The 12,993-nt window shown below is 56.3% G+C and carries 12 protein-coding genes; all 12 read left to right on the top strand.

What is annotated here, in order from left to right; genetic code table 11:
- The first annotated feature begins 23 nt into the window (after positions 1-23).
- The 12 genes from V3C63_RS04890 to V3C63_RS04840 all read left to right on the top strand — a co-directional run bounded on the left by V3C63_RS04890 (position 24) and on the right by V3C63_RS04840 (position 12,881).
- Positions 24-1,148, top strand: coding sequence for a YibE/F family protein (locus tag V3C63_RS04890; protein WP_329886695.1), 1,125 nt, complete (start codon positions 24-26; stop codon positions 1,146-1,148).
- Positions 1,139-1,939 (top strand): YibE/F family protein, encoded by an 801-nt coding sequence (locus V3C63_RS04885; RefSeq protein ID WP_329886693.1) that lies wholly within the window; start codon positions 1,139-1,141, stop codon positions 1,937-1,939. Before V3C63_RS04890 ends, V3C63_RS04885 begins: the two co-directional genes overlap by 10 nt.
- 125 nt (positions 1,940-2,064) lie before the next feature.
- Complete coding sequence (locus tag V3C63_RS04880) at positions 2,065-3,612, top strand: chitobiase/beta-hexosaminidase C-terminal domain-containing protein (protein ID WP_329886692.1); 1,548 nt, start codon at positions 2,065-2,067, stop codon at positions 3,610-3,612.
- 89 nt (positions 3,613-3,701) lie between these two features.
- Positions 3,702-4,193: a helix-turn-helix domain-containing protein gene (locus V3C63_RS04875; protein WP_329886691.1), complete on the top strand. Its 492-nt coding sequence runs from the start codon at positions 3,702-3,704 to the stop codon at positions 4,191-4,193.
- Positions 4,194-4,364: 171 nt separating this feature from the next.
- Positions 4,365-4,571: an IS3 family transposase gene (locus V3C63_RS11775; RefSeq protein ID WP_425355353.1), complete on the top strand. Its 207-nt coding sequence runs from the start codon at positions 4,365-4,367 to the stop codon at positions 4,569-4,571.
- Positions 4,572-5,299: 728 nt separating this feature from the next.
- Positions 5,300-5,887: an MptD family putative ECF transporter S component gene (locus tag V3C63_RS04870; protein WP_329886690.1), complete on the top strand. Its 588-nt coding sequence runs from the start codon at positions 5,300-5,302 to the stop codon at positions 5,885-5,887.
- Positions 5,887-6,516, top strand: a complete 630-nt coding sequence (locus tag V3C63_RS04865) for an energy-coupling factor transporter transmembrane component T (protein ID WP_329886689.1) — start codon at positions 5,887-5,889, stop codon at positions 6,514-6,516. The genes V3C63_RS04870 and V3C63_RS04865 overlap by 1 nt, the downstream gene beginning before the upstream one ends.
- Positions 6,517-6,587: 71 nt before the next feature.
- On the top strand, positions 6,588-8,063 hold the full coding sequence (locus V3C63_RS04860) for an ABC transporter ATP-binding protein (protein WP_329886688.1): 1,476 nt from the start codon (positions 6,588-6,590) through the stop codon (positions 8,061-8,063).
- A complete protein-coding gene (locus V3C63_RS04855) occupies positions 8,047-9,090 on the top strand; it encodes a helix-turn-helix domain-containing protein (protein ID WP_329886687.1) in 1,044 nt (347 codons plus the stop codon). Before V3C63_RS04860 ends, V3C63_RS04855 begins: the two co-directional genes overlap by 17 nt.
- Positions 9,080-10,882 carry an ABC transporter ATP-binding protein gene (locus V3C63_RS04850; RefSeq protein WP_329886686.1) on the top strand — a complete coding sequence of 601 codons (1,803 nt, stop codon included), beginning with the start codon at positions 9,080-9,082 and terminating at the stop codon, positions 10,880-10,882. Before V3C63_RS04855 ends, V3C63_RS04850 begins: the two co-directional genes overlap by 11 nt.
- A complete protein-coding gene (locus tag V3C63_RS04845) occupies positions 10,875-12,611 on the top strand; it encodes an ABC transporter ATP-binding protein (protein ID WP_329886685.1) in 1,737 nt (578 codons plus the stop codon). The genes V3C63_RS04850 and V3C63_RS04845 overlap by 8 nt, the downstream gene beginning before the upstream one ends.
- Positions 12,612-12,881 (top strand): hypothetical protein, encoded by a 270-nt coding sequence (locus V3C63_RS04840; protein ID WP_329886684.1) that lies wholly within the window; start codon positions 12,612-12,614, stop codon positions 12,879-12,881.
- Positions 12,882-12,993 lie beyond the last annotated feature (112 nt).

The following is a 12,993-nucleotide window of genomic DNA, read 5'->3' as shown; positions in this document are numbered from 1 at the left end:
GACGAAGAACGGAGAGGAAGGCCATGCGGGACAAGATTAAAAACCATCGACGGATGCTGCTTCTGGGCGGCCTGGCCTTGCTGCTGGTGGCTTTAAATCTTTGTGTCTACTTTGACTGGGATCATTACCGGACGCCGATTGCCAGGATCGAAAAAATCCGACAGACCGATGACGGCACCGTGTCGACGGCCGCCGGCAATCGGGAAGCCAAATACCGGCAAGCCATGACTCTGCGGCTGCTCAACGGCAGATATCGGGGCCGAAAGGCTCGCGCGGTCAATCTTTATTCCCAGACCCGGATGGACAGTGTGACCTATCATCGGGGCGACATCGTTCTGCTCGACAAGGTGATCGAGGGGCCGAACGGTCGTCTGCGCACCTCGGTTGCCGGGCAGAAACGGGATTATTTTCTGTCGCTGCTGTTCAGCGTGCTCGTCTTTGGAGCAGTGGCTGTTGCCGGCCGACGGGGGGCGACCTTCGCTCTGGCGCTGATGGCGAACCTGGCGGCACTGATCTTGGCCTTTGTCTGTGCCCAGATGGGACTGCGCTTTATGCCAATGGCGCTGATGTTGCTGATTTTCTTCTGTGTGTGCTCGCTCCTGCTGAGTTTAGGGTGGAGCCGGCAGATGCGCCTGACGCTTTTGTGCACGGTGATTTGCATGGGCCTGCTCGCCGTGGTTTACGCGGTGACAAGCCGGCTGTCCCCTCATATGGATTACACGTTGGAGAACTATATCCGCAACGGCAGCCTGCCCTTGCAGACGATTTTTACCTGGGGCATTTTGCTCGGCAGTTGCGGCGCGGTGATGGATACGGCAATCTCGGTGATCAGCGGCGTGACGGAAATTCTGCGGGTGGCGCCGGACACCCCGAAGATTGAGCTCGTGCATTCGATCCGGCAAATCGGCAACGACGTGGCGGGCACGATGATCAACGTGCTGTTTTATACTTATTTAACGGCGAAGATCCCCACTTATTTGGTGATGCTCGCCAATGGGATGGGCCCCATCATCATTTTTCGTTATTACGCGCTTTACGAGGTGATTCGCTTCATGGCGGGAGCGCTCGGCATCGTGCTGTGTATTCCCGTGTCCGCCGCGCTGGCGGCGCGGGCCTGGCGAAGGGAGGGCATTGCCAAATGGTTGTAGGACTGGGCATTGTGCTCATCGTTTGTCTCGCGATCACGACCCGGGGTCAGACGGAAAAAATTGCGGCGACGCTGGCGTTGAACGCGCTGGTGATCATTGCGGCTGCCGCCGCGCTGCTGCTGGGAGCCAGTGTGATGGCCGTCAGCGCGGCGAGCATGATGGCTATGCTGCTGCTGACGCTGTTTTACCAGAACGGCGTGAATGTGAAAACCAAGGCGGTTTTTATCGCGATGCTCGTGGTGATCGCGGTAATGACGGTATGCGTTTGGTGGGTTTGCCGCCGGGCGGGCATTTACGGCCTCAACGAGCGTACCTGGGAAGAAGACGAAATCCTGATGATGAATCTTCATTTGCGCATCGACATGCTGGCCGTCGGCGTTTTTGTGATGCTCATGGGGCTTTTGGGCGCCGCGAAGGACAGCGCGATGGCGGTGGCCAGCGGCACCTCTGAGGTGATGCGTTGCCATCCCGGAATGTCTCGGGCGGCGATTGTCCGCTCGGGCATGGCCATCGGCCGGGATGTTTTGGGCATCACCATCAACACCTTGTTTTTCGCGGCGATCGGCGAATCGCTCCTGCTGGTGCAGCTGTATTTTGACTGTCATTATTCGCTGGGCGCGCTTCTCAACGCGAAATCGCTGTTTCAGGCGGCGATGCCGGTGCTGGTGGGCGGCATCGGAGTGGAGTTGTCCATCCCGGTCACGGCGGCGGTCATGGCGGTTTACGGCGTGCGGGAGATCCGTCAAAGCGCAGAGCCTGAAGCAGCGGGTGAAGGCCCGGCGGCAGGATAAGGTCCAAAGCGGGTGAGGCGGTTTTTTGGCGGCGCATGCAGGGCGTCGCGCAATAAAATCGTGGCGAAAGGCAGGCCGCCGTGGTACAATAAAAAGGATTACAAGTGCAAGGGAGGAAAACCGTTGTGAAATGTCCGACCTGCGGAGGCGAGCTGCCGGCCGAAGTGCGTTTTTGTCCTCACTGCGGCGCGCCGGTGCAGGCCCTCCATTACGACAATCGGCCGGCAACGGTGTCGGCGGCTGACGCGCCAGGCGAATCGGCGGAGTCGACGGAAAATTTGCCGAAGGATGGCATGGCGGTAGCCGTGGCGGAGGCTTTGGATACCGGTTCGGCATCCGCGGTATTGGAAAATGAAGTGTCGGCCGTTTCCGAAGAAGGGGAAGATTTGGCGGATCTGGAGGAAAGCGAGGCGGTTTCGCTGCGCCGCTGGCTGACGCCGACCCGATTGATCGCTCTGGGCGTGGTGTTGGTTTGTCTCGTCGTTTTCGGGATGGGCCGGCATTACGGCAAACAAAGACAGATGTACCGCCGGCAGCTGAAGGAGGCCAATGCCCTGCTTTACGCCGGGAAGACGGCCGATGCCGAGGGGGCCTATGACAACCTGATCGAAATTGATAAAAAGCGGGTGGAGGGTTACGAAGGCGGAGCGGCCGCTCTGGTGGCGGAGAAACGGCTGGATCAGGCCCGGCAGTATTTGAAAAAAGCGGCAAAAATCGAGCGCACGCCCTATCAGCTGGCGATTGCCGCGAATCTCGACCTTGCCCGCGATCAAAAGGTCGCGGCCCAGGCGAAACTCAAACGACTGAACCGCCGGAAGACGTTTGATTGCCCCACGGCGTTTTATCACGCCCGGGCCGATGTGATGCTGGAGGACCGGGAAGCGGGGATTGCGGCCCTGCGCAAAGGCATCGCCGGCTCCAGCCTGAAGGAAGACAAGATCGCGCTCTACGACCGGGCCATCACCTTGTCGCTGGACGCCCACCACAGCGAATCCAGGGTGAAGGCGCTGGTGCGGGAGGCATACCGAGCGACGCGGGCGCCCAAATACCGGAAGATGCAGGACACGGTGTGCGTGGGGACGCCGCGATTTGTCAAAGTCAGTGGGACTTATGACATCGGATTTACCGCGAAGCTCAAAAAAGGCCGGACCGGCGACCGGATTTATTACACCGCGGATGGCAGTGCGCCGACGGCGGCATCCACGCCCTACAAGGGACCCATCGTGCTGCCGCCGGGCCAAACCACCCAGGTGCGTGCTGTCGAGATCTCCGAGCGGGGCTATCTCAGCGCGGTGATGACGGTGAACTATAAAATTAAAGCGTTGCCTGCCCCGACGGCTTCGGCCTGGGAGAACGGTGCCGACGGCCGCTCCTTTTCCTGGAAGCAGGTGGACGGCGCCGAGGGTTATCAGATTCGGGAAGTGGTTTCCTATCCGATGTCTGCAGACGCGACCCAATACGTCGAGGTGGGCGAGACGCGCTATACCGATCGGCTCAGTGGCGGGGGCTATAGGGTTGCGGCCCAGGTCCGGGCTTATGTGACGGTGGGCGGCCAGCGGTTTTATTCCGATTGGAGCAACTGTGTGAGCTACGACGTGGGCTTTGTCGAGGCGCTTAAAAACATGAGAAATCAAACGGCGGACGATGACGCGCCGGAATCGGATGACGATTAGGATTAAAAGCAAATAAAAAGACGATTCTCGGGCTTGATATGTACCCTCTTTACCGGACATGAAAATGCAGCAGTAAGGAGGGTGTTTTTATGCGATACAGTTATGAATTCAAGGGGAAATGTGTAGAAGTATATCGTCAGGGGAAATGGCCGGGCACCCCGGATAACATCAAGACAGAGAACTTTCATAATACTGTCCGCAAGTGGGCAAGACTGGAAGATGCTAATGGTCCCAGTGTTTTAAAACACAAAAATCAAGACAAAGTTTGGACCGCAGAAGAAAAATATGAGCTTGTTTCAAAGGTACTCGCCGGGGCTTCTAATAATTCAGCAGCACTCAATGCTGGCATTAACGGTGGACTACTGTACCAATGGGTGCGCAGATATAAGACTGAGGGTTATAATGGATTGGTAAATAAAAAACGAGGACGGAGTTCCAAGGACCAGACTATGAAAAAGAATCTCAACATTAATAACCCCAGGCCTCTCAACGAATCTGAACGTGAAGAGCTGATACGCTTGAGGGCTGAAAACGCATATATTAAAGCGGAGAATGAAGTAATAAAAAAGAGATCGCCTTGAGAGAAGAAAAGGAAGCTGCGCTGCTCAAGGCGAAAAAGCAGTCATCATCAAAGAACTTCGTGAAAAAGGATTCCAACTGAAGCATCTGCTTAAAGCGATGGGAATGTCCAGATCTGCTTATTGCTTCGAGCTTGGAAAAACAGACGTAGCCGCAGAACGTAATGCTGATATATATGCGGAAGAATAAAGGAGATATTTGACCGCAACCATAGCCGCTATGGTGTCAGAAGGGTCCTTCATGAATTGCTGAACCAGGGATATAAGGTGAACCATAAACGAACCCGGCGCCTCATGCACTGCATGGGGCTGGCAGGGAAACGTCCAAAGGAGAAATACCATTCATACAAAGCGAAGTCGGCAGGGTCGCTCCTAACGTGATCAAGCGTGATTTTAAAGCTTCCGCACCGCTTCAGAAATGGACCACAGACGCATCACAGTTCAATTTTTCCTGGGGATGGCGATGCCAATTATTTTGAAAAATTTGTTCCAATTCATTTTGCTCTCCAGAAATGGGAAATCGATTTGATGGTCGCGAGAAGCTCCCGAATAAACGCTGTCACCGTTATTGTTAAGGAACGTTTCTCTATTATTATTGATTAGGATATCCTGATATAATTATATAACAACTTTATATAACAACGTGCAATCGGCGTCAATTAAATAAAGAATGAAACGTTAGCGGTATGGATCAAAGATCCTGTGATAATCGGAGATGGATTATTTTATTTTGAAGAGCTTCTCTAATTAAAAGTGAAGGGACAAAGTGGTTGTCGTGTCAAGTGCGTGTTGTTCCCGCGGAAGGCAAATAATGATTTAATTTGAGAATATTGAGCCTGTTTAAAAAATAATAGCGGTGTCGACATCACTGTGCTCTGTCTAAATATCTGAATGCCGGGCTCCGAAAGGGGGGGCTTTTTTTGAGTCTGTCGCATTTGGGTGATCAAAGGATATTAGGGTGCCCTGCAAAAGGCGTCGTTTTTCGGCGGAAATTGATTGTCAAAAGGACTAAAAAAGGCAAAAAGGCATAGACATTTAAGTTAGAAGATGCTAACATGAAGCCGTTAACGAATATGAAATGCGCATGATAACGCCTGACAGGAGGATTTATGGAATCAAGGAAAGCGACCCGCATCGGGGGAAAAGATCTTATCAATATCGGCCTTTTTACAGCCATTATTTTTGTGATTGAAATGGCAATTTCGTTTATCGGGTTTATTCCCTTTCTCATGCCGCTGTATTGCGTTCTGATGCCGCTTTGCATCGGCATTCCGTGGATGCTTTTTGTTACGAAAGTACAAAAATTCGGGATGATTCTTATCATGGAGATTTTGCTCGGGATCATCCTGATGCTTACGGGCATGGGGTGGTACGCGATGCCGCTTAATATCGTGGTCGGCCTTATCGCCGAGTGGGTGGTGAGAAGCGGGGGATACCAAAGCATCAAAAAAGATATCATCGGTTACGGCTTTTTCAGCTGCTGGGTATTTGGCAGCTTTATCCCGTTGATCTTTAAGGCGGATCAGTACTGGGAGAAATCGTCTTATGGGGCGGATTATATCGCCGCGGCAAAAAGCATTTTTCAGCTGTGGACAGCGCCGGCGCTTTTGATTTGCTGTTTTGTTTTCGGCTTGCTCGGCGGATGGATCGGGGTCAAACTGATGAAGAAACATTTTGTTAAAGCGGGCATTGTTTGATGAATCACTTTTTAGATCCAAGAACCAAGCTTGCGCTGCTGATTACTCTGCCCACCTTTCTGATGGGCGGAGCCGGCGGCGCATCGGCCGGTCCGTTTTTGGTGATCCTACCGCTCATTCCGCTGGTGCTTTTGCTACAGGCCCGCCGCATCCGCCAGGCGCTTTTCGGCGTCGTGGTGTTTTTTGGCGTTTGGGGTCTGTGGCGTTTGGCAGAGCTGTATCTTTCCGGCAGTGTTTATCTGCTGTGTTTCATTTTATACGGTATTGTGATGGGGCTCATTCCATGCGTGCTGATGGCGGTTTATGTCGTGACGACAACCACGGTCAGCGCGTTTATTGCTGCGCTTTCGAGGCTGCACATTCCCGATCTCATCACCATCCCGCTCTCGGTGATGTTTCGCTTCTTTCCGACCGTCGGCGAAGAGGTGACCGCAGTGAATAACGCCATGCGCATGCGGGGCCTTCGCCTGGGAAATACCGGTCCGGCGAAGATGCTGGAATATCGTATCATCCCCGTGCTGATGTGCTGCCTGCGCATTGGCGACGAGCTTTCGGCCTCGGCGCTGATCCGCGGCCTGGGCTCCGGCGCTCCGCGGACGAACATCTGCCGCATTGGCTTTCGTCTGTAGGATGGGATCCTGTTGGCCATCTGTGCGGCGGCCTTCGGCTGCTGGCTGCTCAGCGCGCTGGGGGTGGCTTTATGGTAGTGCTGGAGGATGTTTGTTTTGAATATGCTTCGGAAAGCGCGGCGCTGCTCGAGGCGCCGATCCCGGAAAGAGACGACGACGGACGGCTTGATCATGTGAGCCTGAGGATTCAGCCGGGGGAGTTCGTACTGTTGACCGGCCCGTCGGGCTGCGGCAAGACGACGCTTTTGCGGCTGATCAACGGGCTGATCCCCCATTATTATCCGGGGCGATTGACCGGAACAATCCGTGTAAACGGCGAATCTCTCGCCGGCAGGAGCTTGGACGAGATTGCGTCGTCGTCGGGGACGGTCTTTCAAAATCCCCGGACGCAGTTTTTTAATGTGGACACCACCAGCGAGCTGGCGTTTGCCTGCGAGAATCGGGGCATGGCTGAAGCCGAGATTTTAAAGCGCATCGAAGAGACGACCGCCCGCTTTCATATCGAGAGGCTGATCGACCGCAACATCTTTCATTTGTCCGGGGGCGAAAAGCAGAAGATTGCCTGCGCTTCGGTGGACGTGGCCCGGCCGGCGGTCATCCTGCTGGATGAGCCCTCGGCGAATTTGGATTTCGGGGCGACGATGCAGTTGCGCGCTTTGATTCAAATCTGGCGGGACGCCGGCAAAACCATTGTGGCGGCGGAACATCGCCTGGCTTATCTTTGGGATTTGATCGACCGGGCGGCGGTGCTCGAGGCGGGGCGCATCGTGCGGGTGCTCGACCGGGCGGCCTGCGACCGTCTGGCGGCTTGCGACGATGGGGCGGCCGGTCTGCGGACCACGCGGCTGATTTCGCCCCGGGCCGTTGCGCTGCCGGCGGTCCTGCCGGAAGAGGACTGCCTGATGCTCCAAAATTTTCATTTCGATTATCGAAGCGGATTTTTTGAGCGGCGCCACAGTGCCCGCAAGCCGGTGCTGGCGATGAATGAGTTGCACATTGCGGCCGGGCAGATCACGGCGCTGGTTGGCGCCAATGGCGCGGGCAAGACCACCTTTCTGCACTGTTTGTGCGGCCTGGAGCGGCGATGCAAGGGTGTCATGCACTACCGCGGACGATCCTTCGGCCGGCGTCAGCGCCAGCAGATGACTTTTCTGGTCATGCAGGACGCGGATCATCAGCTTTTTTCGGAAAGCGTGCTGGAGGAAGTGTGCCTCGGACTGCCGGCGCGCACGTCTGCACCGCATGAGCGCGCGGCGGCTATTCTGGAATCGGTGGATCTCCTGCCGTATCGCGACAAGCATCCCATGTCGTTGTCCGGCGGGCAAAAGCAGCGTCTTGCAGTGGCCTGTGCCGTCGCTTCCGAGCGGGAGATTTTGCTCTTTGATGAACCCACCAGTGGTTTGGACGATCGGCATATGCGCCAGATGGCGGCTTTGATGACGCGGCTTAAGGCGATGGGGAAGACCGTTATCGTGGCGACTCATGATGCCGAGTGGATGCAGGTTTGCTGCGACAGAAAGGTGACGATGGATGACTGCGGTTATTGATTTAAATCCGCGTACCCTTTTGCGGCTTCCCGGGGTGCGCGAGGACAGGCGGACCGGAGCCGCGCTCATCCCGCTGCCGGGGGATGGCGGCGAGGCCGGCCTGCTTCGGGTATTGGCGTTGGCGCCGGGTTTCTGGTTTTTTGATATTGATATTCACAGCACGCGCATCCCCAGATTCACATTCAAGGCGGCAGACGCGCCTTCGCTCACTGTGAACCACTGTTTTTGCGGCCGCTGCGAAGTGACGCTGCACAGCGGCGAGACAACCTATTTATCGGGCGGGGAGCTGGTGGTGGATAACGGCAAATCGACAGGGAGTTTCTATTATCCCGAAGCGGATTACGAAGGGATTGAGCTGGCGGTTCGGCTGGACGGCGATTGGCAAACGGCCTTTTCAGTGTTGGGGGAATCCTTCGCGGTGCCCCGGCAATTGTTTGAACGCTGTGAGGCGGTTGATGCGCCGCGTATTTATCTGGCCGATGTGCCGCTCGCCCGGACGGCAAAGGCGCTGCGGGACTATCTGGCGCAGAGGAAAAGCCGGCAGCTCATCGCGGTGAAGATCATGGAGTGGCTGCTGCTCTTGGCCGAGCGTGAGACGGCGCTGGTGGAGGCGGGGAAGATTTACTATCCCAAAACCCAGGTGGAAATCGCCAAGGCCGTGCAGCAAATCATCGTGTCGGATCTGCAGGTGCGCCACCCAGCGGCAGAGCTGGCAGCGCGCTTTGGCATCAGTGCGTCAAGTCTGAAAAATTATTTCTGCAATGTTTACGGCTGCGGCTATGCGGTCTATCAACGAACGCAGCGGATGAAGCGGGCGGCCAAACTGTTGTCGGGCACCCGGGAAAAGGTGGCGGATATCGCGGCATCCGTGGGCTATGCCAGTCAGACAAAATTCGGCAGTATGTTTAAAAAAGTTTATGGCGTGAGTCCGCTGACCTATCGCAAGCAGGAGCGGCTGCGCCTGATGAAGCAGAGCGTGACGGCAGAAGGCTCTGAAAAGAAAGGGGGACATTCACTTGAAGAATGAACGACAGGCAACGGCCAAACGGAGAAAAAGCACCTTGCAGTGGCTTGGGGAATTTGCCGCGGGACATCGCGGGAATTATCTCGCCAGTGTGCTTGCGGCGGTTTTGGGCGTGCTTTTGGGGCTGGCGCCCTACGTGTGCATCGCGCGCATCGTGCAGCTTTTGATTGACGGCAATCGCGATTTCGCGGTGTACGGCCGAATTTGCGGCATCATGGCGCTGTTTTGGATCGGGCGGGTGCTTTGTCACGCGCTGTCCACCACGCTGTCTCATAAGACGACCTTTGCCGTGCTGGGAGAAGTGCGCAAGCGGGTGTGCGACAAGTTGGCGCGCCTGCCCCTGGGCACGGTGCAAGATCTTTCGTCGGGCAGCCTGAAGAATACGGTGGTCGAGCGCATCGACAGCATCGAAACCGTGCTGGCGCACATCGTGCCGGAATTCACGGCGAATCTGGTGTCGCCGCTGGTGCTGGCCGTCGCGATCTTTGTGATCGACTGGCGCATGGGGCTGACGTCGCTGCTGACGATCCCGGTCGGACTGATTTGTTACGCCGGGATGATGCGCGGCTACGAGGCCGATTTTAAAAACACGGTGGATAAAACCAAGGCGCTCAACGATACGGCGGTGGAATACATCGGAGGCATCGAGGTGATCAAGGCCTTTGGCAAGGCTGAGCAATCCTACGATCGTTTTGTGGTGGCTGCCCGGGAAGGGGCCAGCTGCTTTGTTGACTGGATGCGCCGCTGCAACGGCTATTTCACCGCAGCGATGGCCATTATGCCGGCGTCTTTGGTGGCGATTCTGCCCGTCGGCGGACTGCTCTTTCGCGCGGGGAGCCTTTCGGCGGCGGATTTTATTCTGATCATTATTCTGTCCTTCGGCACGTTGACGCCGCTGATCACTGTGATGTCCTACAGTGACGATTTGGCCCAGATGGGCACCATCGTCGGCGAGGTCAGCGCCATTCTCGAGCAGGATGAGCAGCATCGGCCGGCGGTGCTGACCACGCCGCTCGACGGGCGGGACGTGGTGCTCACCGATGTAACCTTCGGCTATCACGACGCGGAAGTGCTTCATGGCATCAGCATGACCATGGCTGCGGGCACGGTCAATGCGATCGTCGGGCCGTCCGGCTCCGGCAAGTCCACGCTGGCCAAGCTCATCGCGTCTCTTTGGGACGCGGACGGCGGGCGCATCACCATCGGCGGGGTGGATATCCGCGCCATTCCCCCGGCAGATTATCATCGGCTTGTGGCCTATGTGTCGCAGGACAATTTCCTTTTTGACGACACCATCCGCGAGAATATCCGCATGGGACGCGCCGGTGCGACGGATGACGAGGTGATCGCCGTGGCAAAGGCCAGCGGCTGTCACGACTTTATCACGGGGCTTGAGCACGGCTACGACACCGTGGTCGGCGATGCGGGCGGCGCGCTTTCCGGCGGAGAACGCCAGCGCATCGCCATCGCCCGGGCCATGCTCAAGGACGCGCCCATCGTGATCCTCGACGAGGCCACAGCCTACACCGATCCGGAAAACGAAGCGGTGATTCAGGCGGCGGTGGGAAGGCTCGTGAAAGGCAAGACCCTCATCGTGATTGCCCATCGACTGAGCACCATTGCCGACAGCGATCAGATTTTCGTCATTAAAGACGGCCGCCTCGACAGCTGCGGCACCCACAAGACTCTGCTTGCCGAGAACGGCCTGTACCGTCAGATGTGGGAGGCGCATATTTCGGTGCGCGATCGGCTGGATGCCGGGGACGATCAGGAAGGAGACGAAGCCCATGCTTAAAATTTTTCGCAAGTTCTTCGCATTCTGCGGCGAGAAGAATCGCCGCAAGTTTCATAGGTCCATTGCTTGCGGGGTGATTCAGGCGTTCTTTGAAGCACTCAAGATTCCGGCGGTGGCGGTGATGCTCGGCGCGGTGCTTGAAGGCCGGGTGAGCCTTATGACGGTAGCTGCGGGCTTCGGCATCATGGTGGTGAGCATCGCCGGCCAGGTGCTCATTAAAAACAAGGCCACCATGCTCCAGACGGAGGCGGGCTATGAAACCTGCGCCAACAAGCGCATCGAAATCGCCGAGCATCTGCGCTATCTGCCCATGGGTTATTTTAATGACAACAGCCTGGGCACCATCACCTCGGTGACGACCAACACCATGGAAGCCTTGGCCAATATCGCGACCCGCGTGGTGATGATGACGACCCAGGGCGTTCTGACAACGCTGCTCATCGCGCTCATGCTCCTGTTTTACGACTGGCGCATCGGCCTGGTGACGCTGGCAGGCATCGCCGTATTCTTTGGCGCCAATGCACTGCTGCAGCGTCAGGGCAAGGTTATGGCGCCAAAGAAGAACGCGTCGGACACCGAGCTTGTGACCAAGGTTCTCGAATATATTCAGGGGATGGCGGAGGTTAAAAGCTATCAGCTGACCGGTAGCGCGAGCCGCAAGCTCAACGCCGCCATCGACGACAACGTCGCGGTCAACGCGGCCTGCGAGTTTCGCTTTATTCCCTATATGACCCTGCAGAGTGCCATCGCCAAGCTCACCGGTGTCGCCATGAGCGTGCTGGCCATTCGTTTTTACCTGGGCGGCACCATGGATCTGCTCGTCTGCATCGTGATGCTCATCTGCGCTTTCATGATTTACGCGAGTCTGGAAAGTGCCGGCAATTATTCGTCGCTGCTGCGCAATGTGGATATCTGTGTGGACAAGGCTCAGGCGATTTTGGACCTTGAACCCATGGATATCGACGGGGCGGCCCGCACGCCGGCAACTCACGACATCGCGGTGAACGATATCCGCTTCGCCTACGACAAGCAGACCATCATCGACGGGATCAGCATGACGATTCCCGAAAAGACCACGACGGCCATCGTCGGTCCCTCCGGCGGCGGCAAGACGACGCTGTGCCATCTCATCGCCCGCTTTTGGGACGTCGACAGCGGCAGCGTTACGCTCGACCGCGTGGATGTGCGCGATTACAGCATGGACAGTCTGATGGAAAATTTCAGCTTCGTGTTTCAAGGCGTTTATCTGTTCCGGGACACCATTGCCAACAACATTCGCTTCGGCCAGCCTGACGCGCCGATGGATCAGGTGATCGCCGCGGCGAAGGCGGCCTGCTGTCACGATTTTATTGTGGCATTGCCCGACGGCTATGAGACCGTCGTCGGAGAGGGCGGCGCCAGCCTTTCCGGCGGGGAGCGTCAGCGCATTGCCATCGCCCGGGCCATCATGAAGGATGCGCCCGTTATTATTCTCGACGAGGCCACGGCCAATGTCGATCCGGAAAACGAGAAGGAACTGATGGCCGCCATCGCGGCGCTTACCCGGGAAAAGACGATCCTGATGATCGCCCATCGCCTGAAGACCGTGCGCCATGCAGACCAGATTCTGGTGGTGGATCAGGGGCGTATTGTGCAGCGCGGCCGTCACGAGACCCTGATGCAAGAGGACGGCATCTACCGCCGCTTTGTGGCGGCAAGAGAACAGGCCGTGGGGTGGAAGCTGGGGTAAGTGACGAAGAACGCGGTGATTTTTAGCAAGCGGTTCTTTGGAGCCGCTTGCTTTGACCGGCGAGACATCGCCCCGGCATCATCAAAAATCATATGGCTGCAGATGCAGTCAGAGATTAAAAAGCTCAACGCTAAAACAAGGTGCGCGGAGCAATCACGCAGCATAGGCGGATTGGCAGTAAAATCAATTAAAAAGACCATTGAGATGCCGATGGTCTTTTTGCTATGCTCCAAATTAAGAGCGGGCGGGATTTGGAGATTATTTTTGTAAAAAAATGTAAAATAAGATATTTGCCCGGTGATTTTGAAATTATGAAAAAGAAATCGGATTAAATTGACACAATTTCAGCACGAAGGTAGAATAGACGATGTAAAGGATTATC

It is taken from the genome of Pseudoramibacter faecis (genome assembly GCF_036289405.1).
Taxonomy (GTDB): Bacteria; Bacillota; Clostridia; order Eubacteriales; family Eubacteriaceae; genus Pseudoramibacter; species Pseudoramibacter faecis.
Note: the sequence above shows the minus strand (reverse complement) of the source record. Positions and strands in the feature narration are given on the sequence as shown.